Raw genomic sequence first — 26,124 nt, 5'->3', positions numbered from 1 at the left:
AGAAGGCCGGGCCAGCCATCCGGATCTCCCGTGGACGAAGGCCCGGCCGGGTGTCGTTGTCAGGTGCGTTCACTACACTGACCCGCATGACTGACGTGCTTCGCCAGGGCTGGGGCTGGGGCCTCGCCACCGTTCACAACTCCGGTTCCGTTCTCGATGTGTTCTACCCGGAACCGCAAATCGGTGGCGACGTCACCAAGGAGGCTCCGCCATCCTTGTTGGCGGCACAGTTCACCGATGACCTGCGCCAGGTCACCGCCAAGGTGGTGTGCATGGTCATCGACCTCGACGCGGCACCCGGGAACATCGAGGACGCCTACCTGCGCCTGCACCTGCTCAGCCACCGCCTGGTCCGGCCCCACGGAATCAACCTCGACGGCATCTTCGGCAAATTGCCGAACAACGCCTGGACCAGTCGCGGCCCGGTTCGCGTGGAGGACGTCACCCACATCCGCACCGCTCTTCGGGGGCGGGGCGAGACGCTGCAGGTCTTCAGCGTGGACAAGTTCCCGCGCATGACCGACTACGTCATCCCCGCCGGGGTGCGGATAGGGGACGCCGACCGGGTGAGGCTGGGCGCGCACCTGGCATCCGGCACCACCGTGATGCACGAGGGTTTCGTCAATTTCAACGCGGGCACCCTGGGGGCCTCCATGGTCGAGGGGCGCGTCTCGGCCGGGGTGGTCGTCGGTGACGGTTCCGACATCGGCGGTGGCGCCTCCATCATGGGGACTCTCTCCGGGGGTGGCCGGGAGGTGATCCGCATCGGTGAACGCTGCCTGCTGGGGGCGGAGTCCGGTATCGGGATCTCGCTGGGCGACGACTGCGTCGTGGAGGCGGGGCTCTACGTGACGGCGGGCACGAAGGTGGAGCTTCCCGGGGGACGCGTGGTCAAGGCACGGGAGCTCTCCGGTGTCCCGGGCCTGCTGTTCCTGCGCGACTCGCAGTCGGGGAGAGTGGTGGCGAGGCCACGTCGGGGCGGCACTGTTGAACTGAACGACGAACTGCACGCCAACTGACATGCGCAAGAAGACAGCAATCATCCTGGTCGCGGCGCTCGTGGTGGTGGGCGCCCTTGGTTTCGGGGCCTGGAAGGGCTACGAGTGGTTCGTCGCACGCATGACCCCCAACGCCTGCTACCTGCAGGTTGACGGCGTGGAGGAGCCGCTCCGGCTCACCAACGAGCAGGCGAGGAACGCCTCCATCATCGTCGCCGAGTCCTACAACCGTGGCCTGTCGGAACAGGCGGCGGTGATCGCGCTCGCGACGGCCTGGCAGGAATCGGGGTTGCGGAATCTCAACTACGGCGACCGCGATTCCCTCGGCCTGTTCCAGCAGCGTCCCTCCTACAACTGGGGCACCGAGGAACAGATCATGGATCCCTGGTACAGCTCCGGGCGGTTCTACGAGGAACTGGTCAAGTTCGACAGCTGGGAGAGCACCGACGTCAATGACATCGCCCAGAAGGTGCAGCGTTCCGGGCATCCCGAGGCCTACAGGAAACACGAAACCAACGCGCGCGCCCTGGCCGGGGCCTTCCGGGGGTCCCGGGAGGGCGTCTTCACCTGCATCAGCCGGGACGCCACCGGCACCGATCACAGCGCCCTGGACAAGGTGGTGGCCACCATCCCCGGGGTCAGCCTCCAGGACAACGGTTCCGAATTGACCATGACCGCGGGCAACGCCGACACCGCCTGGTCGGCCACTCAACTGGCCCTGGCGAACACTTCCGAGCTCGGAATCGAGAAGGTCAGCGTCGGCGGAAACGAATGGAAACAGGGGGAACGAACCTGGAAGGATGTCCAACCGGTTTCCGGCGGCTCCGTGACGGTGACCATCAAACTCAGGTCGTGACCCTCACAGGGGTGATAATGGATTGATGTTCCACGCCCCGGGAGGAAACCCATGCTGCTGAACCGACGAACCCTGATCCTCGCAGGTCTGGCAGCCGCTGCGGTGAGCGGTTGCTCGGCCGAACCGAAGGTGGAGACGCTGAAGGGGAACGCCGCATACGTGGCACAGAATCCGGACCACCCCCTGGCCAAGGTCGCCGCCGCCTCCTCACAGCAGATCGGTTGGCGGCTACTCGCGCAGGGCGAACGCACGGGAAACCAGCTGCTGTCCCCCGCCTCATTGTGCGCCGCACTGGCCCTGGTCGGGCTCGGGGCCTCGGGGGCCTCAGCGACCGGCCTCGACGAATTGTTCGGGATGGGCTCCGAGGACCGGGCGGTCGGCATCAGTGCGTTGCGGGCCGGTCTGGCGGACTACGCATCCCTACCGGAGAGCATCGATGCGAATAACCCGCCCGAGAAGCCGATCATCAATCTGGCATCGCGTCTCCTGATCTGCAGTGACGTCCAGCCCAAGTCTCCTTTCCTGGATGCCATCCGGAAACATTTCGACGCCTCGATGGAGAAGGTGGAGAACTCCGCTGCCCAGGCCAATCTGGATGCCTGGGCGAAGAAGAACACCGCGGGACTGATCGAGAAATCAGGGATCCAGGTTGGCCAAGGAACAGCACTGGTGGTGCAGGATGCCCTGCTGTTCGCCTCCCGTTGGGAAAAGCAATTCAAATCCGACGACGCCCCGCTCACCTTCACCACCGGGAGCGGGGAAACCTTGGAGATCAAGGCCTTGTCGGACAGCTTCTCCGCCCGGGCGGCCTCCGGGCAGGACTGGCAGGCCGTCCGGCTGCCCTACGACGAAAACCTCGCCATGGATGTCATCCTCCCGGAACGGGGAATCCACCCGTTGACGTGGGACGCCCACGTGCTGCTGGAGACCCACGAGAAGCTGAGTGCTGCCCTCGAGAACAGGATCGAGGTCACCATGCCCCCCGCCGACCTGGCCGTGAAACGCAAACTCAAGGAGGAACTCGCCCAGTTGGGAGTGGAGCTTGATCATCTCGACGGCATCTTCGACGGCGCCGGAGCAAACCAGGCCGTCCAGCAGGTGCGCCTCCAGGTGAATGCGAAGGGCACCGTAGGCGCGGCCCTGACGGAGATTGGTGGCGCTGGAAGCGCTCCCATGGAACTGCCGCCCCCCAAGCTCGTGGTGGACCGGCCCTATGTGATGCGGGTGTTGGATGTCCGCACGGGCTGGCCGCTGTTCTTGGCCGTGGTATCGGATCCCGAGGCGAAATGACCCGGCGCCGGAACCACCCGGCGATCCGGATTCCAGCCGGAACCCACCCCTGGCCGTGATCAGTTGCCCTGGGGTTGTTCCCCCAACCGGGCTGCGGCGGAGGCGATTCGCTCATCCGTGGCGGTGAGGGCGATCCGGACGTGGGATGCGCCGGAGGTTCCGTAGAAATCCCCCGGGGCGGCGAGAATCCCGCGCTGCGCGAGCCACTCAATGGTGTCCCGGCACGGTTCACCGCGGGTGACCCACAGATACAGCGACCCCTCGGAATCGTCCACCCGGAAACCTGCGGCCTCCAGGGCGGGGCGAAGCACGGCTCGCCTGGCCAGGTAACGCCGCCGCTGCTCCTCCACGTGTTCCTGATCGGCCAGCACGGCCGCCAGGGCGGCCTGGATCGGGCCGGGAACCATCATGCCGAGATGTTTGCGGGCCTGCACCAGGTCCTGCACCACCGCCGGATCCCCTGCGACGAACCCGGCGCGGTATCCGGCGGCATTCGAGCGTTTCGAGACGGAATGCACCGCCAGCAACCCGGAGAGGTCACCGTCGTTGACGCGCGGATCGAGGACGCTGGTGGCTTCTTTCTCCCAGGCGAATTCGCCGTAGCATTCGTCGCTGGCCAGCACGGCCCCCTCACGGCGGGCAACCGCCACCCAGGCGCGCAGCTGTTCCGGGGCAAGGATGCGGCCCGAGGGGTTGGCGGGCGAGTTCAGCCAGACCAGCTTGGTTCCGGCCGGGATGGCCCCGGGATCGTCGCAGGCCACGGGCCTGGCGCCGGCCGCCCGGGCCCCCACCTCATAGGTCGGGTAGGCGATCCCCGGATGGACCACGACATCACCTGCCCCCAGACCGAGGAAGGTGGGCAGCCAACCGACCAGTTCCTTCGTGCCGATCACGGGCAGCACGGATTCGTGACTCAGACCGCGCGCATTCCATCGGCGTTCCAGGTAACCGACTATGCCGTCACGCAGCTCCGGGGTGCCCCACACCGTCGGGTACCCGTGGGCGTCCGACGCTGCGGCCAGTGCGTCCTTGGCGATTTCCGGGGTGGGGTCCACCGGGGTTCCGACGGACAGGTCCACGATCCCGCCCGGATGTCCACCGGCCACACGCCGGGCCTCCGCCAAGGAGTCCCAGGGGAAATCGGGCAATTGCCTCGCCAGGGACATCATTCACCCTGCGGAGGAAGCTGCTCCACCGTCGGGTGGTCGTAATCAACGGGACCCAGGCGCGCGGCCCCACCGGGTGAGCCGAGGTTTTCGAAGAACTGGGCGTTGATGTCGAAGTATTCCTCCTGGTCCTCGGGCAGGTCATCCTCGTAGTAGATGGCCTCCACCGGACACACGGGTTCACACGCCCCGCAGTCAACACACTCCTCCGGATGGATGTAGAGCATCCGGTTGCCCTCGTAGATGCAATCGACGGGACATTCCTCCACACAGGCCCTGTCCTTAACATCAACACACGGCAGGGCAATGATGTAGGTCACTTCACTCCTTCTGGTTCTTCCGTGAGAAGCTTAGCGCGCAGCGCCGGAATCGGCTTCTGCCCGAAGAGCCTCAGGAGGAGCAGGTGACCTTGTCCCCTGCGGCGTAGGTCCACGAGTAATCCTCGGTCTTTGCCACCTTGCCGTCCTTGTAGAACAGCCGTTTCCAGGTGGCCTTGAAGCCCTTGATAGGGGCCTGGGGCTCGCAGTTGGGGGTGCTCACGACGCGTTCCCCACCCGAGTAGTAGTCGGACTTCACCGGCTCCGTCGACTCCACCTTGTCCCAGGTCGGGCGAGACCAGATCCGGAAGGTGAGGCTTCCCTTGCTGCCCGATGTGGAGGGGGTGTTCACCCCTTGGATGTAGGCTGGGTATTCGGTGTTGTTCTTGAACTTCATGTCGAAGCTGCCGTAATAGATGGTGGCCTCGCGACCCGCCGGGTAGCGATCGAAGTAAAGCGTGTGGGGACGGTGTTCGACGTCCTCGTATCCGGCGAAGAAACCGGCGTTGTAGATGGTCGTTGCCGCCTGGGAGATGCCGCCTCCGGCTTCCTTGACCAGCAGCCCGCCGTTGATGACGTAGCCATCGGTGAAACCGTTTGCCGGGGTGCGGGGGCCCAGGGTGTCGTTGAGGCTGAACGTCTCGCCGGGCAGGAGAACCTTGCCGTTGATGAGTTCGGCCGCCCGTCCCAGGTTCTTGTTCCGGTAGTCGGCGTGCGGGTAGTGGGTGGTGAACTCCCCGATCACCTGGGTGGGTTTGAGGGCCTCCGCCTGTTCGGTGGAGAACTCCGCGGACCCGTCGATCACCTCGACGGTGGTGGTCCGGGCCTCGCCGCTCTGAGCCGCGGCCTTGGTCACGCCCTCCGCCAGACCCTTCATGTCGAGCTGCTGGCCTCCTTCGGCGGGCACCACCTCGATGGTGCTGCCCTTGAGGGTGTAGCCGGCGTTCTTTCCCGTCACCAGGCCGAGACCAGCGCGGGCCTCTGCGGTCACCTTCAGCAGCTGCTCCGGGTTGAGGTGCGGAACCAGTTTGCCTTCCTCGGCCGCGAAGGTGGTGACCGCGGCGATCTGTTCCGGGCTCACCTGGAAGCTCTTGTCACGGACCTGCACCGTGACGGGGCCTGACAGCGCCGGGGTCGCGAAGCTCGCGACCGCCTCATCCACCATCGCCGACGTGACGGCTGGGGCCTGCGCCTTGGTGGTGGGCGCGACCTCGCGGGTCCCGGATTTCATGGCCTCGGCGACCGATGTGCTGGTGGCGTCGACGTCCAGGACCGCCGAGTCGGTGGACTCGGTGCGGCTGATCGCGCCGTCCACGAAGGCGAGGGTGGCGTCGGTTCCCTCGACCGTGAAGACCGGGGCGTGGGAGGTCAGCGTCTCCTTGAGTTTCTCGGTGTCGACGTTCTTGGGCAGCTCCGTCGGTCCGCCACCCAGCAGGGTCTTGAACACGTCAACCGGATTCGGGCTCACTCCCCCAGCCGCTTTCACGGCGCCCGCGTAGTCGACGCTCAAACCGCTGTCCAAGGGCGCCAGTTCGACGGAATGCCCCTTGCCGTCGGTCACGGTCATCGTGGCCTCGTACCGAGCCCCCAGCTCGGTGCGCAGACGCTGCTCGGCCTCGGCGGGATGCATCCCACCGATTGCCACTCCTTCGACCGTGGTGTTGGCGGGTACCTTGTCGCCAGCCATCAAATAGGCTGCCGCGTAGGCACCGCCCAACAACATGACGAGTCCGACGCTGCCGCCTATCAGCCATTTCCTGCGTCGCGATTGGGGTTTCTTGCTGGTCAACTCCAGTCCTTCTCTTGTCACTGGTTTCGGGGGAATGAGCCCGCCCAATGGTACGCGAGTAGGCTGTCACGTTGGTCGGGGGCCAGCAGGAGGGAGACGACGTGGGACTCAGGACACGGCTGAGGGCAACCGGACTGCCCCGCACCGCATGGGTGCTGGCCACCACGACCTTCCTGATCGCCGTCGGTTTCGGGGTCGTGATCCCGGTGCTGAGTCCCTTCGCGCGCACCTTCGGAGCCGACAACTTCCAGCTCGGGCTGGTGGTTTCCATGTTCGCCCTGATGCGGCTGGTCAGCAGCCCGTTCGTCACCCGGATCGGGCAGATCACGGGGGAACGCAACGCGCTCACCCTGGGAATGATCATCGTGGCCATCACCACCTTCGGGGTGGCGCTGTCCCCCAACCTGTGGTGGATGATAACGGTGCGGGCCCTCGGCGGGATCGGGTCCGCGATGTTCACCATCGCGGCCATGAACCTGCTGATCTCCACCACCCCACAGCACTTGAGGGGTCGCGCCTCGGGCCTGAACCAGGGTGGTTTCCTGCTCGGCAACATGGCAGGGCCCGCCATCGGGGGGCTGCTGGGGTCGTTTTCCCTGCACGCGCCTTTCTATTTCTATTCGGGGATGCTGGTGGTGGCCGGGGTGTTCGCCACGCTGCTGCTCCCGGCCAGGTGCGACCCGTTGCCAACCGCCGCGAAGGAGCCGCTGACGTTCTGGGAGACGTCGAGGGACATCCGTTACCGGGCCGCCTGCCTTCTCGGATTCGCCCAGGGCTGGCAGTCGATCGGAGTGCGCGCCACCCTGATCCCGGTGATCATCACCGAGATGTACGCCCTGGAAACCGGCTGGACGGGGATGGCCTTCGCGATCGCGGCCGTGTTCCAGGCCGCTGCGCTGACCCCGGCCGGGCTGGCCACCGACCGGATCGGCCGCAAACCCGTCATGGTGACCAGCGGACTGGTGTGCGGCCTGTCGGCCATCGCCATGCCCTTCGCCCCCGGGATCTGGGTGCTCATCCCGCTGCTGTGTCTCTACGGAATCGGCGCGGCCATGCAGGGCACCGCCCCCGCCGCCGCTGTGGGCGACGCCTCGGGTGGGCGTGGCGGCACGCCGGTCGCGGCCTACTCCATGATCATCGATCTGGGGGCGATCATCGGGCCCGTCGCCGTCGGCCGCCTGGTGGATGTCACCAACTACCAGGTGGGTTTCGCCGTCGGCGGTGCGCTTCTGCTGCTGGGCAGTTTCACCGCCTCCCTGATCCCGAGGAAACTGGACCGGTCCTTCCTGAACCCACCGGTTCCCGAGGGCGACGACAACTGAGAGGTCAGTGCTCGAACTCGATCCCCAAGGCCTTCAGGAGGGGCCAGGACTCTGCCGGGCTCAGCTTCAGTCCCTTCGTCCGGTTCTCCCTGGGATCGAACACGTAGCCGAAGGAACCGACAAGGCCGGCCCCGGGCAGGTTTCCCTCGATCACGACGTCGGTCACCAGACCCGGAGGGGCATCTGCCAGTTCCGCCAGGGACAGCGCGGGCACCGGGTCAGCGCACCTTGATGTGGAAGGGCAGGCTCAGCACGCCGTGAATCGGGAGCCCGACCAGCTCGGCGGCCCGCGTCAACAGGTCGTCGGCCGTCGGGAGGGCGATCCGGGCGGACTCGGCGCGGTGTTCGCTGGAGCGTGCAGGGATGATCCTCTCCAGCACGGAACCAGCCCCGATCCTGACCGGGGTGGCCTCCTCGGGGTCGATGTCCGCCAGCGCGCAGGCGCGCCGCCAGGCCAGGCGCCAGTCCCCGACGTGATCCACCAGTCCCCGTTCGCAGGCGTCGGCGCCGCTCCACACCCTGCCCCGGGCCAGCGACTCCAGGTGTTCGTGATCCATGGCGCGGTCCTGCGCGGCCAAGGTCGTGAACTGCCGGTAGATGCGATCGAGTTCCGCATTGAGACGATCCCAGTCCTCGGGGGAGAACTCCGTGGCCGTGCTGAGCATCCCCGACGCCGCCCCGATCCGGATCGACTCCCGTTTCAACCCCAGTTTCTCGTACAGCCCACGGGTGACGAACTTGCCGGCCAGAACACCGATGGAACCCGTCAGCGTGGTCGCGTGGGCGACGATCTCGTCGCAGGGCATCGAGACGTAGTAGCCGCCCGAGGCGGCCATGGCACCCATCCGGGCCACCACGGGACGGCCTGATTCCCGGAGCCGCAGGACACTCCGGCGGATGAAATCGGAGGCGACGGCCGACCCGCCGGGGCTGTCGACCTCGAACAGCACCGCCTTGATCTGGTCGTCGCGCAGGACCGCCCGGAGGTGTTCGTCGACCACATCTGCGCCGACGCTGGGGCCCGTGAAGGTTCCGGGACGTCCCCGGCCGGTCTCGATGGGGCCACGCAGGCTCACCACGGCAACCTTCGCCCGGTCCCTCCGGAACGCCCCCGCGAGGTTGGGGAGGGGCTGATACCGGGAGGCATAGAGCAGGTCCCCGGGTTTCGCGGCCCACTCGGCGAGCACCTTGGCGTAGGCCTCGTCGCGGTAGCCGATCTCGTCGATGAGACCCAGTTCCTTGGCGCGCTCCGGCTCCACGGGGGAGTTGTTGACGGCTTCCCAAACGGTTTCCAGCGTCACTCCCCGGCGCCTGGCGACGACCGCCACGGTGTCGTCCACTGCGGACTGGGCCAGGCGATGGGTCATCTCCCGGTTGGCCTCGGTGACCTCGGGTGCCGCGAACTGGTCCGCCGCGGTCTTGTACTCGTGGCGCTGCCCGAACTGCGGGGTGACCCCCGCCTTCTCCAGCAGCCCGCGGAGGAGGGTGATGTCAACCTCGACGCCGCCGATGCCGAGCATGCCGGTGGGTTGGAGCCAGATGGTGCGGCACGCCGTGGCGAGCTTGTAGGCGGCCAGGGAGTTGCCGAGCTCCCCGAACGACTCGGCCCACGCCATGGTCGGCCGTCTCGTCCCGAAGGCCTCGATCAGATGGGCGATCTCATCCATCACCGCCATCGGCTGGCCACAGTCCACCGCGTGGACGATCAGCCCGGCGACGCGCTCATCCTTGACCGCCTCCGCGAGGTGTTCACGAAGGTCGTTTATCGCCGTCGCACCAACCACCTGGAGCATCTGCAGGGGGTTCCGCGGGAAGGTCTCCAGCACGCCCCGGGCCAGGTCGAGTTCGAGCACAATGCGCCGGGTGGGGCGGGGCAACTTGTCGAGAAAGGACTTGAGCACCATGTGCCAAGCCTACCGACAGCCACCAACGCCCCACCCGGGGAAACAGGCTCGGTGTGGTTCTCCTCAGAGCACGGAACGTGCCGTCTTGATCACGTTCTCGACCGTGAACCCGTACTCCTCGAAGCACTTCGCCCCGGCGGCCGAGGCCCCGAAGCACTCGATGCTGATGCTGGCCCCGGCATCTCCGACGTACTTGCCCCAGCCCATGGCGATGCCGGCCTCGATCGAAACCTTGGCCTTCACGTCCTTGGGCAGCACCGACTCGCGGTATTCGACGTCCTGCTCGTCGAACCATTCCATGCAGGGCATGGACACCACGCGGGTGGGGACGTTGTCCTCCTCCAGTTTCGCGGCGGCATCGAGGGCCAGGGCGACCTCGGAACCGGACGCGATCAGGATCAGCCTGGGTTTCTCGGAGGCCTCCTTCAGCACGTACCCCCCACGGGCCACCCCCTCGGCGGAGGAGTACTCGTCGCCGCGCGCCACGATGCGCAGGTCCTGACGGGACAGGATGATCCCTGCGGGGCGATCGGTGCGGCGCAGGATCTCGCCCCACGCGACGGAGGTCTCATTGGCATCCGCGGGGCGCACCACGTCCAGGTTGGGGATGGCACGCAGCGACGCGAGGTGCTCCACGGGCTGATGGGTGGGACCGTCCTCGCCGACCCCGATTGAATCGTGGCTCCACACGAAAATGGAGGGCAGGTTCATCAGGGCCGCCAACCGGACCGCGGGACGCATGTAATCGGCGAACACCATGAACGTGCCACCGTAGGCACGGGTCAGGCCCGACAGGACGATGCCGTTGATGATGCCGCCCATCGCGTGTTCGCGGATTCCGAAGTGGATGGTGCGCCCGTAGGGGTTGCCGGGCCAGTCCTCCACCTGTCGCGCCTCGGGCAGGAAGCTGGGCTCACCCTTCATGGTGGTGTTGTTGGAACCCGCCAGGTCGGCGGAACCACCCCACAGCTCCGGCAGCTGGGGGGCCAGCGCGGACAGCACCTCCCCGGAGGCCTTGCGGGTGGACATCTTGCCCTCCTCGAAGACCGGGAGCTTCAGGTCAGCGGGAAGTTTGCGGGCGCGCACCCGCGCCAACAGGGAGGCCCGTTTCGGGTTCGCGGTCCTCCAGGCCTCGAATTTCTCGTCCCACTCGGCACGATCCGCCTTGCCGCGGGAAGCCGCGTTGGCCCGGGCATGGGCGACCGCCTCCTCGTCGACCGCGAAGGGCTCCGCGGGGAAACCGAGTTTCTCCTTGAGGGCCGCGATCTCCTCGGCCCCGATCTTGGAGCCATGGATGGCGTGGTGTCCGGCCTTGTTCGGCAGCGGCCATCCGATGATGGTGTCCAGTTTGATGATCGAGGGTTTGTCCCTGACGGCCTTGGCCGCCCGGATGGCCGAGAGCAGCGCGTCGAGGTCCTCCTCGTACCCGGTGCCGCCGTTGGTCCAGTCGACCTCCTGGGTGTGCCAGCCGAGCGCGTCGTAGCGGCCCAGGACGTCCTCGGTGAAGGCGATGTTGGTGTCTCCCTCGATGGTGATCCGGTTTGCGTCGTAGATCACGATGAGGTTGCCGAGGTCCTGGGTCGCAGCCAGCGACGAGGCCTCCGCGGCCACGCCCTCCTGGAGGCAGCCGTCCCCGACGAGGCAGTAGACGAAGTGGTCGAAGACGGACTTGCCCTCGGGGGCTTCCGGATCGAACAGGCCGCGTTCCCTGCGTGCGGCCATGGCCATGCCGACCGCGTTGCTGATGCCCGCGCCGAGGGGCCCGGTGGTGCACTCGACGAACCGGGTGTGGCCGTACTCGGGGTGTCCCGCGCACTTGGATCCCCAGGTCCGCAGCGACTTCAGGTCGTCGAGTTCGAGATCCGCACCTGCGAGGTAGAGCTGGCAGTACTGGGCCAGGGATGCGTGTCCGATCGACAGGACGAAGCGGTCACGGCCGAGCCACTTGTCATCGGTCGGGTCCACCTTCATGACCTTCTGGTAGAGCAGGTAGACCACGGGGGCCAGTGAGATCGGGGTTCCGGGGTGGCCGTTGCCGACCTTCTCCACGGCGTCGGCGGCGAGAATCCTCGCCGTGTCAACGGCTCGGGTGTCCAGTTCGGTCCAGTCGAGGTTCATGTTCCGTCCTTTGAGCTCCTAAGAGATGGGGCAGCTGCGCCCAAAACCCCACACTATCGGATTGTTAACGTAAACACCTGCGTTGTGTCAGATGTCCGTGACGTTGATGGAAAGCCCTGCCCACTGGGGCAGCGCGGTGAGCGAGGCCTCTTCCCCCGCCACGGGCTCGTCCTCCGGGGAAACCGTCCCGGGAACCGATCCGGGCGTTATGGGGCGGATGGTCTCCCCCAGTGCCTCACGGACGAGGCGCCCGAGGTCAGAACCACCTTCGGAATCGTGGGTGCGGATCTCAGCCATGGCCCGGATTTTACTTGGGGCCGCCGACAATCAGTGCAGGGGTGGTCTGGCGGACCACGGGAACACTATCCAGCGGTCGGTGTGCTTCCAGCAGAAGTCCGGTTTCACGATCGTGGTCGGCTTGGAGTAGAGCACCGCGCTGCGAACATCGGCCCCGAACCCGCGCAGCAGTTTCACCACCAGCGAGAGGGTGCGTCCCGAGTCCGCGACATCATCCACCACGAGAAGCTGCCTGCCTGCGATGGATTCGGTGTCCAGCATGGGGGCCAGCAGAACCGGATCGGGGAGGGTCTGGTGCACGTCGGTGTAGAACTCGACGTTGATCGCATCGGTGAGCTTCACCCCGAGTCGGTAGGTCAACGCCCCGGCCGGGATCATGCCACCCCGGGCGATCGCGATTATCACCGAGGGGTGGAACCCGGATTCGTGGACCTGGAGCGCCAGGTCGTCGGCGGCCTCCCCGAGCCCTTCCCAGGTGAGCACCTCCCTGCCTTCGTGGTCGCTGGTGTCGCCGTGGTAAACCATGGCGGAATGCTACCGAGTCAGTCGAAGTGGCGGGTGACGAACACGACGTCCAGCCAGCGCCCGAATTTCCTGCCGACCTCGGGCAGCACGGCCGACTCGACGAATCCCAGATTCTTGTGGAAGGCCCGGGAGGCCGTGTTGTCCGCATCCAGGACACCGATCATGACATGGACCCCGCGACCCCGGGCATGGTCGAGGAGGGCACCCAGCAGCATCCGGCCGACCCCGTTGGAGCGGCTTCCCTCGGCCACGTAGACGGAGTGCTCGACGGTGTGGAGATAGGCCGCCTTGTCGCGGAACGGCCCGTAACTGGCGAACCCGGCCACCCGGCCGTCCTCCTCGAGGACCAGGACGGGATGCCCCTGGTTCCGCAGCCGCTCGAACCAGGCGGTGCGTTCCTCGAGGGTGACCGGTTCGATGTCGTAGGAGGCGGTGGTGGCCACCCCGCTCTCGTTGTAGATCTCCACGATGGCCGGGATGTCCTCATGGCTGGCGAAGCGGATCACGGGAGGCATGGATTCATGCTAGAGGCCACGTGGTGGGCAGCCCCTCAGGGCCGGTAACCGAGAAGCAGCCTGGCGGTCTCCTCGTCCGTGGCCAGGGCCGAGACGAACCCGGTACGCAGGCTCGCGTGCAGGGCGGGCACCTTGGCCACCCCCCAGGCCACCAGGAGAGCGAGATCGATCCCCGCCAGCCGCTCCGGGGGCATGGAGATGATCCTCTCGCACATCCGGTCCTTCACGTGTTCTCCCTGGGCGTTGAAATAGTGCCCGCACATGTGGGCCACGGCCCCCCGGCGGTGCACGTCGAGGGCGATCTCGGGGGTGATCCACGGCTCCAGGATCGCCCCCGGGTACCCGTGGGGCCCGACCGCCCCCACCCCGACCAGCGCAATGTCCGAGCGGGCCGCGAGCTCCAGGGTCGTCAGCACCAGCTCCTCCTGCTTCATCGCCTGGGCCATGGCGGCGGACCCCAGCACCAGGGGCACCGGCATGGGCCGGTAGGTTCCACCCAGCCGCCTGGCCATCCGCCTGCACAGCTCCGGGGAGTCCACGAGGTCGGTTCCCACCTGCCCCAGTGAACCCACCATCTGAACGACGTTGCTGTACTGCCACTGGCGCCTCGGCATGGCGGCCACGACACTCGCGACCGAGGTGCCGTTCGAGAGGGCCAGGATGGTGTGGGAGTTGCCCGCCTCGGCGATCACGGACGCCGCAATCTCCCCCACCGCCTCCGCCGGGGTTCGTTCGGGGCTCTGGGCGACGGCCACCGTCTTGAGCCGGAACCGCTTGGCCAGCTGCCGTTCCAGCTCGAAGGCCTGTTCGATGGGGTGCTCGATCCGGATCTTGACCATCCGCCGCTGCCTGGCCTCGGTCAGCAACCGCGAGACCGTGGGCCGCGAATACCCGACCTCCTTCGCGATCGCCGCCTGGTTCATGCCCTGGATGTGGTACAGCCGGGCCACCTCCAGCAGCAACTGGATGCGCCCTCGATCCGCCCCCGGCAATTCCTCTGCGCACATATGTGCCTCTTCCTCGACACCCTCTCCGGCATCTTTAACTCTAATACCTTGACATACCGGCATTAGACATCGCGGAAGCGCCTCTGGTGCGCACATATGTTCACGCTCGGGGTGGTCTTCGAGTGGATGATCTCCAACGATTGAGGTATGGCAAAGGAGCCGGAAGGCGGCTCCAGCGACATCAGGAGGCCAAGAATGCAACTCGTTCGAACCATCCTCGGAGACATCGCGCCGGAGCGTCTCGGCGTGGTCAACGCCCACGACCACCTCATCCGGGTCGGCGCCGGTGAGGTCTACATCGATCCCGACCACCAGCTCGCGGACGTCGACAAGGCCGTTGAGGAGGCCACCCACTTCGTCAAGGCTTCGAAGAACTGGGCGGCCGCCGGCACGGTCGTCGACATGTGCCCCGCCAACTGCGGGCGCGACCTGAACAAGCTGGCCGAGGTCAACCGCAGGGTCCCCGACCTGCACGTGGTGGCGGCCACCGGTTTCCACCGGGAACACGTCTACCTGGAAACCCAGTCGCACTGGGTGTCCCGCTACACCGTCGACCAGATCACCGAGCTTCTCATCGCCGACATCACCGAGGGCATCGACGCCAACGACTACTCGGGCCCGATCGTCAACCGAACGGAACACAAGGCTGGTGTCATCAAGGTGGCCACCGCATACGGCAAGATCACGGCATTCGAGCGCAAGTGCATGGAAGCCGCGGCGGCCGCGTCCATCGCCACCGGCGCCCCCATCAACACCCACACCACCTACGGAACCTGCGGTCTCGAACAGGCCCAGGAACTCATCAAGCTGGGCGTTGCCCCGGAGAAGATCGCCATCGGGCACATCCAGCGCAACGCCGATGTCTACTACCTGACCCAGATCCTGGAGACCGGCGTCTACCTGGAGATCGACGGCACCTACCGCATCAAGTACCAACCCGACTCCAACCGCATCATGGAACTGCGCGAACTGGGCGAACGCGGCTACGGCAAGCGCATCCTGCTCGGCACGGATTCCGGAAAACGCTCGTACCAGAAGGCCTACGGCGCCGTCACGGGCGTCGACTTCAACCCCGCCAACGACGGTCCCCGCATGCTCGCCGAGGGCTTCGAGAGGGCCTACGTCGAGGACCTTCTCATGCGCAACGGCCAGCGGTTCTTCGCGTTCGTCGAGGAGGACTGACATGCGGCCGAGACTGCAGGTCGCGGTGGACAACCCGGATCTCGTCTCCGCCCTCTCGGCCCTCAACAGGGCAGAACCCGCGGTCGACGTCATCGAGTGCGGCACGATCCTGATCATCGCCGAAGGCCTGCGGGCCGTGCGCGAGATCCGGGCCCTGTACCCGGAAAAGACGATCCTGGCCGACGTCCGGATCGCCGAGGCCGGGTCGCTGATCTCCCGTCACTGCTTCGAGGCCGGGGCCACCTGGGTCTCCTGCGTCGCGGGCGCATCCCTGGCCACCATTGGACAGGTGGTCAAGGTTGCCGCGGAATTCGGCGGCGAGGTGCAGGTGGAGCTCGGCGAGAGCTACGACGCCGAACGGGCCAAGGCCTGGCGGGAGCTGGGCGTGGGTCACGTCATCGTGAAGCGCTCACGTGACCGGGAGGCCGCCGGGGACCTCAGCTGGGGTCCCGAGGACCTGGCGCGGATCTCGGAACTGGCGGGCCTGGGTTTCACGGTGACCATCACGGGTGGCATCAAGGCCGCCGAACTCGACGCCTTCGCCGGCGCCCCCGTCGGGGTGGTCATCGCCGGGCGCAGCATCATGGGGGCCCGGGATCCCCTCGCGGCCGCGCAGGAACTGCAGGAGGCCATCGGGAGGACCTGGCCATGAGGGGCATCAAACTCGGAATCTACGAGAAGGCGCTCGTCGGGCTGCCCGACTGGGCGGCGTTCTTCGCCCAGGTACCCGAGGCGGGCTTCGGTTTCGTCGACCTGTCGATCGACGAGACTCCCGAACGGGCCGCGCGCCTGGACTGGGACCGCGCAACACGCAGGCGGGTCCGCGATGCGGCCGCGGACGCGCAGGTCCAGATCGGTGGTCTGTGTCTCAGCCTGCACCGCTCGGTCATGCCCGGCTCGGCCGACCCGGAGATGCGGCGACGTGCCGCCGATGTCTACCGGAAGGGCATCCACCTGGCCTCCGATCTCGGCGTCGGGGTGGTGCAGGTGGCGGGATACTACGCCTACTACGAGCCCGCCGATCCCGGTGCGCGACAACGCTATGTCGACACCCTGCTCGACGCGGTTCCCCACGCCGCACGGGAGGGGATCGTGCTCGGGATCGAGAACGTCGACGGAAACGACATCGCTTCTGTGCCCGACGTGATGGAGCTGGTCGATTTGGCGGATTCCCCCTGGGTGCAGTGCTACCCGGATGTGGGAAACATCGCGGGACACGGCGGGGAATCGGCGGTGGAGCTGCGGGCCGGTGAAGGGCACATCGTGGCCCTTCACGTGAAGGACGTCCTGCCGGGTCAGCCCCGGAGGGTCCCCTTCGGAACCGGGATCGCCGATTTCGATTCCGCGTTCAAGGAACTGGTGCGCCAGGGCTGGTCGGGCCGGGTCATGCTCGAGATGTGGCATGACGACGCCCCCGATTCCCTGGCCAACTGCCGGGTGGCAAGGAAATTCATCGAGGACAAGGCCGCGGCCGCGGGACTGCGGATCGTCGAGGACAGGAGTCGGCAATGATGCTGGAGGAACTGCGCGAGCAGGTGTGGAAAGGAAACCTGGCGCTGCCCGCCAATGGGCTGGTCGCCTGGACGGGAGGCAATCTGTCGGCCATCACGGCCGACCGGGAGCTCATCGTCATCAAGCCCTCGGGGATGCTCTACCCCGAGATGACGCCCGCCGACATGGTGGTGGTGGATTCCACCGGCCGCGTCGTCGACGGTGACCGGGGCCCGTCCTCCGACACGGCCTCCCACCTGGCCATCTACGCGGGCAGGAAGGATGTGGGCTCGGTGGTGCACACCCACTCCCGCTACGCCACGGCCTTCGCCGCGGTCGGGAAACCCATTCCGTGCTGCCTGACCGCCATCGCCGACGAGTTCGGCGGTCCCGTGCCGTGCGGCGGCTACGCCCAGATCGGTTCCGACGCCATCGGCCGCGAACTGCTGGCCGCCATCGGCGACTCCCCCGCCGTCCTGATGCGGCAGCACGGCGTCTTCACCATCGGAGCCACGATCAACAAGGCCCTCCAGGCGGCCGTGATGGTGGAGGACGTGGCACACACGGTCTTCGCCGCCATGCAGCTCGGGCAGATCGAGGAACTGCCCGCCGAGGAGATCGCCGCCAACCATGACCGATACACCAACCGCTACGGAACCATCAACGCTTCCACCGGAGTAAGCAGGTGACACAGATGTTCGACCTCACAACCATCGGCGAAGGCCAGATCCGCCTGACCGTCCCCCAGGGGGAACGGCTCTCCAACACCCGTCAGCTGCGCATGACCGCGGCATGTTCCGAGGCCAATGTCGCGGGGCTCCTCTCCCAGCTGGGCCGCCACACGTCCTGGTGCTCGGTGCTGCCGCACAGCGACCTGGCGGAGCGCTGCATCTCCGAGTTCCGCTCGGTCGGGGTGGACATGAGCAACATGATCCGGGTGCCCGAGGGAAGGGTGGCGCTCTACTTCATGGAACCCGGTGAACCCCCCATGCCATCGCGGGTCACCTACGACCGCTTGAACACCGCCTTCCGTGAGATCCGTGTCGAGGACGTGAACTGGGACTCGATGCTGAACACCCGGTTGGTGTTCGTCACCGGGATCACCACCGCCCTGACCGAGGCGACCGCCAAGGTGATCCGTCACTTCGTGGACGCCGCCCACGAACGGAACATCGACATCGCCCTCGACGTGAACTACCGCGGTCTCCTCTGGAGCCCCGAGAAGGCCCGCGAGGTGTTGACGGGAATCGCATCCAGGAGCAGGATCATCTTCTGCTCCCGGAAGGACGCCGGAATCGTCTTCGGGATGGAAGGTGAACGGGCCGAGGTCTCGCGCCAGCTCCGTGAGGCCTTCGGGGCGGAGTACGTCGTCTCCACCGACGGGCACAACGGCGTCTACTACGCCGGACCCGACGGTCTCGACGACCGCCAGGTGGACATCGTTCCCGTCATAGACCGTCCCGGCGCCGGTGACTCATTCGTCGCCGCCACGCTGCACGGTTTCCTGGGTGGCGACGTGCGTCAGGGAATCAGCTACGGCCTGCGGGTCTCCAAGTACGCCCTCACCCATCACGGCGACCTCACCCACATCACCCCGTCGGAGCTGGCGATTCCCACCACCACCGACATCATCCGTTGACTGGAGGATCCGATGAGCACTCAAAACGTTCCTCCCGCTGCGCAGACCGCAAGCGATCAGATCGACGCGAAACCCCTGACCGGTAACCAGAAGAACCTGATCGCCCTCGTGATCGTGGCCAACATCTCCGAATTCTTCGACATGTTCCTGATCGGGTTCGTGGTCTCGCTGCTCACAAAACCCTGGAACCTCACCGGCTGGGAGGCCGGGATCATCCTGGCCTGTTCCGGGCTCGGAACCGTCATCGGCTCCATCATGTGGGGAGCACTGGCCGACCGGATCGGGCGGCGCCGCTGCTTCTTCTGGTGCGTGCTGCTGTTCACCGTGTTCACGGCCATCACCCTCCTGACCCCCGAACGCGGCTGGATCATGCTCGCCGTGCTGCGGGTGCTGGTCGGCATGGGCGTCGGTGGTCTGAACATCACGTCCATTCCCTACGTGCAGGAATTCGTGCCCGCGAAACGCCGTGGCCTGCTGGCGGGCCTGGCCTCCGTGTTCATCCCGCTGGGTCTGCTGCTGGGCGCCCAGGCCCAGCAATGGCTCGCCGGCCCCATCGGCTGGCGCGGACTGATCGCGCTCGGGGCAGTACCCATCCTGCTGCTGATCTGGCTGCGCCAGATGCCGGAATCACCACGTTTCCTCCAGATAACCGGGCGCGATGAGGAGGCGAGGTCGGCGTATGCCTGGGCCCTGCAGATCCCGGCTGAACAGGTTGGCGCCCTGCCGCGGATCGAGGCCACGAGCAAGTCGTCGTTCGGGGTCGTGTTCCGGAAGTATCCGAAGCAACTCGCCATCATCACCCTCGGCTCGTTCAGCTTCATCCTGGGTTCCTTCACGGTCCAGTCCTGGGGGCAGACCCTGCTCAAGGACGGTTTCGGTTTCGAGGCGGCCATGGTGGGTGGGTTGTTCACCATCGTGTCGGTGGCCGACATGCTCGGGCGCCTCGGATCGGCGTGGCTGGCCGACCGGATCGGGCGCCGCTGGGTGATGCTGAGTTTCGGCCTGCTCGGCGCGGTCGGCTGCGTGATCGCCGCACTCGCGCAGGACCCGTGGCTCTTCTTCGCCGGGATCCTGATCGTCATGACCTTCGGGGACGGTGCTTTCGGCATCCTGAACGCCTTCGGGGCGGAGCAGTTCCCCAACGAGGCACGATCCACCGGGCTGGGGCTCGGCTACGGCATCGGTGCGATGGCCAAGGTGGTCGGACCGTTCCTGATGGGCGCCCTCATCGGCGGTGACGCCATCAAACAGAACGTCACCCGGGACGCCGTACCACCCGCGTTCTACCTGTTCGCGGTGTTGTTGGTCATCGGCGGTGTGCTCTACATGTTCGCCAAGGAAACCCGCAACGTCTCCCTGGAGAAGATCTGATCCACCACATCGATCTCCGTGTTCCCCGGGATGAGCCGGGGAACACGGAGATCGGTTTTCTCCGGGCCGGGATCACCGGTCCCGCGCAGAGATTATTCGGGTCGCAACGTCAGGGTATTCCGTGTCGCCGCGGCGACGGCCTCACGGCTGAAGGGCCAGTCGAAGAATTCACCCGTGGCCCAGGCCTCGAACTGGTCCGCGACGTGTGACGACCAAGGGTGCCCGGAGCTTCCCGAGGAGATCACCCACCGGGCCCGGTCGACATCGCTCAGATCCACCGCCATGCGCATGGAGGGCCCCGCGATCACCTCGTAGTCGACCTGTCCGTTGTCCTTGACGCTCTCGTCGTAGCTGTTCGCATTGGGAATTTCGAACCCACCGCCGACAGCCCGTGGTTTCTGGCTGAAGTGGTCCCTGATGAACCAGGGCAGGCCCTCACCTCCCAGGATCTGGTGCCTCGGAGTCTGGACGTGGAGGCCGCCCCACCGCCACGCGGTGTGGTCCCGGCCCAGCCGGGCGGTCAGCTCGGCGTCGGTCTCGGCGTAGGCGCGGCGCATGATCTGAGCTGCGTCCTCCACCTCTGGGGTGTTCTTGTCATCCCACAGCGGGTTCTGGGGTTCTGAAATCAGTTTCCCCATCAACTGGGTTGTCGGGTACGCGCCCCCGTCGTCCGCCAGGGCCGCATTGCTGAGGTGCGAGAAGAGCGACGCCATGATCATCGCCCCCGGCTCATCAACGGCGTAATGGCCGCCCCGTTCGTACCAGCGGGCCAGTTCCGATTGCAGTTCCTCGTGGCGTTCATCGTTCAGTTCCACCGCGGTCAGGGCGGGGGCGAGTTCCTGGGCCTGCGGCGAGCCGTCGAGGAGCATGATCTTCGACGCCTCCTCCAGCGTGACGGGGCCCTGCGCTGCGAGTTGCGCGATGGCGTCGTACATCTGCTGGGAACGATAGCCCGCAACGTAGTAAGAACCGAGGTAGGGTCCGCTGGCCTCGGGCGTGACCGGCTGGTTCGCCGGGACGATGATCCCGTCTGCCGGGTTGAGCACGGCAGGCATGTCCGAGGGGGCGTAGAACCCCTGCCAGTCGTAGCTGGAATCCCAGCCGGGGCGCGGCCAGCGGCCATCGGCCCCCAGGTTGTCCGCCTCGTGGGCGACACCACCCCGCCCGTCGGCCGGGGCCTTGACCGGTCTCACCGGGTACTTGCCCGGGGCCTGGTAGCCGATGTCACCAGAGGCAGTGGCGAACAGGATGTTCTCCGCCGGATTCGCCATCAGGGCCGCCGCGGCAGAGACATCCTCAGCATTCGTGGCACGGCTGAGCGCGAAGAAAGACTCACCGGTCCTGTCGGGCATCAGAGCGGTCCACTGCAGGGCCACCGAGAGATTCTCCGACGCACCGGGAACCGGCCTGAACTGTTCGTCCGGCGCGAGCAGCCCGGAGACGACGGGACCGTGCACCGAGGTCCGCACCCGAATCTCGACATCCTCGCCGCCAGCAACCCGGATCGTCTCGGTACGGGTCTGATAGGCGAGACACCTGCCGTCGCGTTGGTAGAAATTCTCGCCGACGTTCTTCTCGACCACCAGGTCGCTGACGTCACCGCCAAGATTGGTCAGGCCCCAGGCCAGGTCGGCATTGCGCCCGATCATGACTCCCGGCATACCGGCCATGGAGAACCCGGAGACATCGAAGGTGCATTCCCCGTTCAGCTGCTCGCAGTGCAGACCGACCTGGAACCAGACCGAGGGGTAGGCGATCTGGAGGTGGGGGTCGTTGCCGATGACGGGTTTCCCGGATGCGGTGTGCTGCCCCGAGATCACGAAGGAGTTCGATCCGACCGCCGGGCCGTCGCCCAGCAGATGCGGCACGGTCTCCATCGCCTGCTGGACGCTCTGGAGCGCCCCGATGGCGTCGCCGGAACTCATCGAGGGTGTTTCGCCGCCGGTTTCAGGCGACTGTGAAAGGAACTGATCGGGCTCGGGGCAGTCCTCGGGATTCGTTTCCTGAGTTTCCAGCGGCAGCGGGTCAGCCACCGGATACTCGGCACGTGGCCGCAGGTTGCTCCCCGCCGTCTCCTGCCCGATGATCGGCCTGCGTTTCTCCTCCTCGGCCCCCGGAAACAGCTCCTCCACCGCCGACGGACTACCCAGTTTCTGAAGGTAGCCCATGCGTTCGACCTCGATCCCGAAGCTCCCGCTCAGGTCCCGGGCCATGGCTTTGAGCCAGACCAGCGAATCAATGCTGGTCCACGGCTCGATGTCGGCGACGGGCAGGCTCAAGCCCAGCACGGCGTACTCATTGGCCAGCTGCCACGGTTGTTTCCCCGATATGTAGGCATTGATGCCCTCGGCATAGGCCTCGTAGAATCCGCGGGCCTCATCCGACAGCAGTTCCCACTCCTTTTCCGCCACCTGGCGCCATCCCATGGTGCGCACCGTGATGTCCGATTCCTTCCCGGACTCCCCCACGAGTTCCGCCAGTCGCCCGGAGGCCATGTGACGCGACAGGTCCATCTGGAAGAAACGTTCCTGGGCGTGCACGTATCCCTGCGCGAAGAACAGGTCGTGGTCGGTGGTGGCATGGATGTGGGGTACGGCCCGGTCGTCGCGCAGCACCCTGATCTCGGCACGTGGTCCACTCAGGATCACCTCACCAGAGTGCTTCGGAAAGGGTCCTCTCAGCACCACGACCACGGCAGCGGTCGCTACCAGGACCAGACCAACGGCAACGGCGAGCACGGTGAACAGCACTCGCCGCAGCGTTTTCTTTTTCTTGGACATTTCTCATTCTCCCGGAGGCGTATCGTCGATTCCCTCACCCGTTCCCCACACATGTGGCCAGAACCCCCGAGAACGTTATTGTCTTCCGTCGTGGCCAGGCATCCGCCCGTGGTCCACTACCCCATCAGGCCCTTCCCCCTACCTGACCCTTACGGGTTCTTCACGTGCCACGGCGGATGTTCGGCAGTGGGAGCAACGCTGCTGGCCCTCCAGAAGCGCCCCGCCCGTTCAGTGATCCGTGTCCCGCCGCTCGTCACCACCGACTACGCCTTCGCTGCCTTTTCCGCGGAGGCCCAGCCCGCCAGGTCACCCCTGTTGATCGCTAGGGCGATCAGCTCCGGGAAGGCGTCGGGGGTGCAGGCGAATGACGGGATTCCCATGGCGGCCAGGCTGCCCGCCACGTCGTGGTTGTAGCTGGGGGTGCCGTTGTCGTCAAGCGCCAGCAGGGTCACCATCGTGACTCCCTGCTGCTGGAACTGGCTCATCTGGCGCAGCATCTGTTCGGGTTTGAAGTCGTAGAGGTCGCTGATGAGGACCATCACCGTCTCGCGGGGGCGCTGCACCAGGTGCTCGCAGTACGCGAGGGCCTTGCTGGTGTCCGTGCCGCCGCCGAGCTGGGTGCCGAAGATGACGTCGACGGGGTCGCTGAGCTGATCGGTGAGGTCCACGACCGATGTGTCGTAGACCACGAGGTGGGTTTTCACCGCCTTGATGGAGGCCAGCACGGCCGCGAAGATGCTGGCATAGACCACCGACGTCGCCATGGAACCCGACTGGTCGACCACCAGCACGATCTCCCGTTGGAAACCGTTGTTTTTGCGGCCGTAGCCGATTAGTCGCTCGGGCACGACGGTGTTCAGTTCGGGAAGGTAGTTGCCCAGGTTCGCCGCGATCGTTCGTGACCAGTTGATGTCGTTCAGGCGGGGCCGGTTGGTGCGGGCGGCCCGGTTCAAAGCACCCCGGACCGCCTGTTGCACCTTGTCGGCGAGTTTCTCCTCCACCTGTTTGACCACCCGGGCCACGACCTCGCGGGCGCTGGCCCTGGCCTTCTGCGGCATGACCCGTCCCAGGCCGGCCAGGGTGGCCACCAGATGCACGTCGGCCTCGACGGTCTCCAGCATCTCCGGTTCCAGCAGCAGCTGTTTGAGGCCCAGCCGGTCGATGGCGTCGGCCTGCATCACCTGCACCACCCGCGACGGGAAGTAGGTGCGGATGTCGCCGAGCCACCGCGCCACCCTCGGTGCCGAGGCACCGAGCCCGGCACGTCGTTTCTGCCCGTCGCCGCTCTGGTTGTCGTAGAGGGCGGCCAGGGCGGCATCCATGGCGGCATCCTGCCGGGACAGGGTTTCTTCGGCGCCCTCCGGGGCGGTCCCCAGCAGCAGCCGCCAGCGCCGGTCGCGTTCGTCGTTCATCGTGCGCTCTCCAGGATCTCGTCGACGGTTGCGAGCACCGCCGCGAACTCGGTCAGGTCCAGTTCTTCCTCAACCACCGGGTCGGCTCCGTCGAGGTTCGCGACCTTCCCCGCCAGGGCCCGCCGTTCGGGTCGTTCCCAGCCGCCGAAAGCCCGCCGGACCACCGGGAGCACGTCGGTGAATGATTCATCCGGCAGCCCCATCACCCAGGTGTCGAACACCTTCAGCAGAGCCGGGGAGTGGAGCAACAGCAACGAGCTGCCCGACAGCACCCCCTCGGCCCAGGCCGCCTGCTCACCCGGGGCGTGGCCTCCCGACAGGGCCAGCGACAGCCGCTGCTGCACCTCGTCGACTCCCAGGTCGCCGCCGTCGAACAGCAACCTGACGATGCGTCCCGCCAGCAGACCGGGAAGGTCGTGGCGATCGGCCGCGGCCAGCAGCGTGTTCCGCCACAGCTGTCGGGATTCCTCCCCGAGCAGCCCGACAGCGGCGTTCGCCTTGTCGATCAGCTTCCGGTACCGGTCGGCCGAATCCGGCGCCAGCCCGCCCAGGGCGACGGGAAAACCCGCGCAGGCGCGCCCCAGGAGGGCCGCGACCACATCCCCCAGGCGCCCGGTGTCGGTGCCGCGCACATCGCCGTAGCGATACGCCTGCACGAGATCGGGAAGCGCCGCCAGCAGCCGCGCGACATCGGTTTCGGCCGCCGCCCGGATGTCAAGGAGCCGCAGCAGTTCGGGCATGGCCGCGGACAGGTCGGCGGCCAGTGCCTCGTTCACGCCCCGGGTCACCCCGGCCAGGTCGTCGACGTCGTCCAGCAGCCGGGCCGCCGCGGCGGTCTCGACGGTATTGCCCCAGCGCGAAGCGTCCACCACTGCGATGGAGAGTTCCGGTTCCCACAGCAGACGCCAGGTCTCCTTGAAGGTGCCGGTGCCGGAACTTCCGGCGGGCGTGCCCCAGCCGATGCCGAGGATTCTCAGGCGCCTGAGGAAACAGGATCTGGCGAGACCGTTCTCCTTGCGCAGGTCGAGGTCGAGTTCCTTCTCGGTGGCCTCCTGTTTGAGTCTGAGCCGCCGCGCGGTTGCCGTGAGATCCGCGTCGAACGGGGTGCGGGGCACCTCGTCGGGCACCTCCCCGAGCAGTTCACCGACGATCGCCTCCCGGGTGACCAGGTCGAGGGCCAGGTCGCTGCCCTCGCACAGCACCGCCAGGGTGGCCTCCTGCACCTCGGGCAGCCCGGGCATGGGGCGGCCGCGCAGCACCGCGAGGGCATCGGCCAGCCGGATGCCCTCGATGACGTGTGCGGACGAGGTGGGCAGGTCGTGTTCACGCAGCACGGCGCCGACATGGGTCAGCCAGCGTTCGACGGGACGGTCGGGGGCGGCGAACAGGTGGTGGTACCAACCGGGGGAACGAACCCCGGCCCCGTAACCGGAGGCAGCGGCCAGCCTCCCGTGGGACCATGGCACCCAGGTGAGCTGGGTTTTCACCTTCGGCAGCTGTTTCAGCAGTGCGTTGTCGTCGGCCACCTTCACCTTCGCGGTAAGCGCCGGGACGTGATAGGCCCCGCACACCACAGCAATTTTCTCGTGGGCGCGTTTCGCCGCTCGCAGCGCCTTGCGCATGTGTGCCTCACGCAGCAGGGTCTCCTGGTCATCGTCGCCGCTCTCGCGGACCGCGGCCATGGCCTCGGCGATCACTTCGAAGACGTCCTCGTCACGCTGCTCGACGAGGTCCTCCCACCAACGTTCCGGGTCGTCGTACCCGGCGGCCCCGGCCAGCAGGCCCAGCGGATCCGATTCCACCGTGCGTTCATCCCGGGAGCGGGCGAGGCCGAGCGAGCTGGGAAGGTCGATGAACGATGCGGGACGGGAGTTGCGGGTGGCCCAGTCGAGGGCCTGCCATTCGGGCGAGAAGGTGGCGAACGGCCAGAAGGCGGCCCGGGATGGTTCGCCGACCACCCACGCCAGCAGCGCGACCGGGGGTTTCAGGCCGGCCACGTGGGAGACCATCGCGTCGGCGTCCGCGGGACCCTCGATGAGGACCGCGTCGGGGGCGAAGTCGTCGAGGGCGCGCAGCAGCGACCGGGCCGACCCCGGTCCGTGGTGACGGATCCCGTAGATCCGGATCTCGCTCATGGACGGTCCT

23 protein-coding genes are annotated in these 26,124 nt (G+C 66.8%); 10 read left to right on the top strand and 13 right to left on the bottom strand.

What is annotated here, in order from left to right:
• Nucleotides 1–56 precede the first annotated feature (56 nt).
• From dapD to ACO6D6_RS01235, 3 genes are read left to right on the top strand one after another with little or no spacing between them, the layout of a single operon-like run.
• Nucleotides 57–1,019: a 2,3,4,5-tetrahydropyridine-2,6-dicarboxylate N-succinyltransferase gene (gene dapD / locus ACO6D6_RS01245; RefSeq protein ID WP_484782898.1), complete on the top strand. Its 963-nt coding sequence runs from the start codon at nucleotides 57–59 to the stop codon at nucleotides 1,017–1,019.
• A gap of 1 nt (nucleotide 1,020) precedes the next feature.
• Nucleotides 1,021–1,854, top strand: coding sequence for a hypothetical protein (locus tag ACO6D6_RS01240; protein WP_484782597.1), 834 nt, complete (start codon nucleotides 1,021–1,023; stop codon nucleotides 1,852–1,854).
• Between the two features lie 51 nt (nucleotides 1,855–1,905).
• On the top strand, nucleotides 1,906–3,144 hold the full coding sequence (locus tag ACO6D6_RS01235; RefSeq protein WP_484782595.1) for a serpin family protein: 1,239 nt from the start codon (nucleotides 1,906–1,908) through the stop codon (nucleotides 3,142–3,144).
• Between the two features lie 59 nt (nucleotides 3,145–3,203).
• On the opposite strand, the gene dapC is transcribed toward ACO6D6_RS01235, so the two are convergent.
• From dapC to ACO6D6_RS01220, 3 genes are all read right to left on the bottom strand, one after another.
• A complete protein-coding gene (gene dapC / locus ACO6D6_RS01230; protein ID WP_484782594.1) occupies nucleotides 3,204–4,313 on the bottom strand; it encodes a succinyldiaminopimelate transaminase in 1,110 nt (369 codons plus the stop codon).
• A complete protein-coding gene (gene fdxA / locus ACO6D6_RS01225; RefSeq protein WP_484782592.1) occupies nucleotides 4,310–4,630 on the bottom strand; it encodes a ferredoxin in 321 nt (106 codons plus the stop codon). The genes dapC and fdxA overlap by 4 nt, the downstream gene beginning before the upstream one ends.
• 70 nt (nucleotides 4,631–4,700) lie before the next feature.
• Nucleotides 4,701–6,416, bottom strand: a complete 1,716-nt coding sequence (locus ACO6D6_RS01220) for a VanW family protein (protein ID WP_484782591.1) — start codon at nucleotides 6,414–6,416, stop codon at nucleotides 4,701–4,703.
• A 101-nt stretch (nucleotides 6,417–6,517) separates the two neighbouring features.
• On the opposite strand from ACO6D6_RS01220, the gene ACO6D6_RS01215 reads away from it, so the two are divergent.
• On the top strand, nucleotides 6,518–7,738 hold the full coding sequence (locus tag ACO6D6_RS01215) for an MFS transporter (protein WP_484782589.1): 1,221 nt from the start codon (nucleotides 6,518–6,520) through the stop codon (nucleotides 7,736–7,738).
• 4 nt (nucleotides 7,739–7,742) lie between these two features.
• On the opposite strand, the gene ACO6D6_RS01210 is transcribed toward ACO6D6_RS01215, so the two are convergent.
• The 7 genes from ACO6D6_RS01210 to ACO6D6_RS01180 all read right to left on the bottom strand — a co-directional run bounded on the left by ACO6D6_RS01210 (nucleotide 7,743) and on the right by ACO6D6_RS01180 (nucleotide 14,104).
• A complete protein-coding gene (locus ACO6D6_RS01210; RefSeq protein ID WP_484782588.1) occupies nucleotides 7,743–7,952 on the bottom strand; it encodes a hypothetical protein in 210 nt (69 codons plus the stop codon).
• Nucleotides 7,953–7,956: 4 nt separating this feature from the next.
• A complete protein-coding gene (gene sppA, locus ACO6D6_RS01205; RefSeq protein WP_484782586.1) occupies nucleotides 7,957–9,642 on the bottom strand; it encodes a signal peptide peptidase SppA in 1,686 nt (561 codons plus the stop codon).
• Between the two features lie 63 nt (nucleotides 9,643–9,705).
• Nucleotides 9,706–11,760 carry a transketolase gene (gene tkt, locus ACO6D6_RS01200; RefSeq protein ID WP_484782585.1) on the bottom strand — a complete coding sequence of 685 codons (2,055 nt, stop codon included), beginning with the start codon at nucleotides 11,758–11,760 and terminating at the stop codon, nucleotides 9,706–9,708.
• An 87-nt stretch (nucleotides 11,761–11,847) separates the two neighbouring features.
• A complete protein-coding gene (locus tag ACO6D6_RS01195) occupies nucleotides 11,848–12,057 on the bottom strand; it encodes a hypothetical protein (RefSeq protein ID WP_484782583.1) in 210 nt (69 codons plus the stop codon).
• A gap of 30 nt (nucleotides 12,058–12,087) precedes the next feature.
• Entirely contained in the window at nucleotides 12,088–12,582 is a 495-nt protein-coding gene (locus ACO6D6_RS01190; RefSeq protein ID WP_484782582.1) for a phosphoribosyltransferase, read from the bottom strand.
• A gap of 17 nt (nucleotides 12,583–12,599) precedes the next feature.
• Nucleotides 12,600–13,097, bottom strand: coding sequence for a GNAT family N-acetyltransferase (locus ACO6D6_RS01185; protein ID WP_484782580.1), 498 nt, complete (start codon nucleotides 13,095–13,097; stop codon nucleotides 12,600–12,602).
• Nucleotides 13,098–13,132: 35 nt separating this feature from the next.
• Nucleotides 13,133–14,104, bottom strand: coding sequence for a sugar-binding transcriptional regulator (locus ACO6D6_RS01180; RefSeq protein WP_484782578.1), 972 nt, complete (start codon nucleotides 14,102–14,104; stop codon nucleotides 13,133–13,135).
• A gap of 195 nt (nucleotides 14,105–14,299) precedes the next feature.
• On the opposite strand from ACO6D6_RS01180, the gene ACO6D6_RS01175 reads away from it, so the two are divergent.
• From ACO6D6_RS01175 to ACO6D6_RS01150, 6 genes are read left to right on the top strand one after another with little or no spacing between them, the layout of a single operon-like run.
• Entirely contained in the window at nucleotides 14,300–15,286 is a 987-nt protein-coding gene (locus tag ACO6D6_RS01175) for a phosphotriesterase family protein (RefSeq protein WP_484782577.1), read from the top strand.
• Between the two features lies 1 nt (nucleotide 15,287).
• Nucleotides 15,288–15,938: an orotidine 5'-phosphate decarboxylase / HUMPS family protein gene (locus ACO6D6_RS01170; protein ID WP_484782575.1), complete on the top strand. Its 651-nt coding sequence runs from the start codon at nucleotides 15,288–15,290 to the stop codon at nucleotides 15,936–15,938.
• A complete protein-coding gene (locus tag ACO6D6_RS01165; protein ID WP_484782574.1) occupies nucleotides 15,935–16,798 on the top strand; it encodes an L-ribulose-5-phosphate 3-epimerase in 864 nt (287 codons plus the stop codon). The genes ACO6D6_RS01170 and ACO6D6_RS01165 overlap by 4 nt, the downstream gene beginning before the upstream one ends.
• Nucleotides 16,798–17,466 (top strand): L-ribulose-5-phosphate 4-epimerase, encoded by a 669-nt coding sequence (locus ACO6D6_RS01160; RefSeq protein WP_484782897.1) that lies wholly within the window; start codon nucleotides 16,798–16,800, stop codon nucleotides 17,464–17,466. Before ACO6D6_RS01165 ends, ACO6D6_RS01160 begins: the two co-directional genes overlap by 1 nt.
• A 5-nt stretch (nucleotides 17,467–17,471) precedes the next feature.
• Complete coding sequence (locus tag ACO6D6_RS01155; RefSeq protein WP_484782573.1) at nucleotides 17,472–18,416, top strand: sugar kinase; 945 nt, start codon at nucleotides 17,472–17,474, stop codon at nucleotides 18,414–18,416.
• A 12-nt stretch (nucleotides 18,417–18,428) separates the two neighbouring features.
• Nucleotides 18,429–19,787: an MFS transporter gene (locus ACO6D6_RS01150; RefSeq protein ID WP_484782572.1), complete on the top strand. Its 1,359-nt coding sequence runs from the start codon at nucleotides 18,429–18,431 to the stop codon at nucleotides 19,785–19,787.
• 92 nt (nucleotides 19,788–19,879) lie between these two features.
• Here ACO6D6_RS01150 and ACO6D6_RS01145 read toward each other — a convergent pair whose 3' ends face one another.
• The 3 genes from ACO6D6_RS01145 to ACO6D6_RS01135 form a co-directional block, all read right to left on the bottom strand.
• On the bottom strand, nucleotides 19,880–22,567 hold the full coding sequence (locus ACO6D6_RS01145; RefSeq protein ID WP_484782570.1) for a penicillin acylase family protein: 2,688 nt from the start codon (nucleotides 22,565–22,567) through the stop codon (nucleotides 19,880–19,882).
• Nucleotides 22,568–22,830: 263 nt separating this feature from the next.
• Complete coding sequence (locus ACO6D6_RS01140; RefSeq protein WP_484782568.1) at nucleotides 22,831–23,979, bottom strand: VWA domain-containing protein; 1,149 nt, start codon at nucleotides 23,977–23,979, stop codon at nucleotides 22,831–22,833.
• Nucleotides 23,976–26,114 (bottom strand): DUF5682 family protein, encoded by a 2,139-nt coding sequence (locus ACO6D6_RS01135; protein WP_484782567.1) that lies wholly within the window; start codon nucleotides 26,112–26,114, stop codon nucleotides 23,976–23,978. The genes ACO6D6_RS01140 and ACO6D6_RS01135 overlap by 4 nt, the downstream gene beginning before the upstream one ends.
• Nucleotides 26,115–26,124 lie beyond the last annotated feature (10 nt).

It is taken from the genome of Arachnia sp. (assembly GCF_057238465.1).
This window is presented reverse-complemented; position numbering and strand designations above follow the sequence as displayed.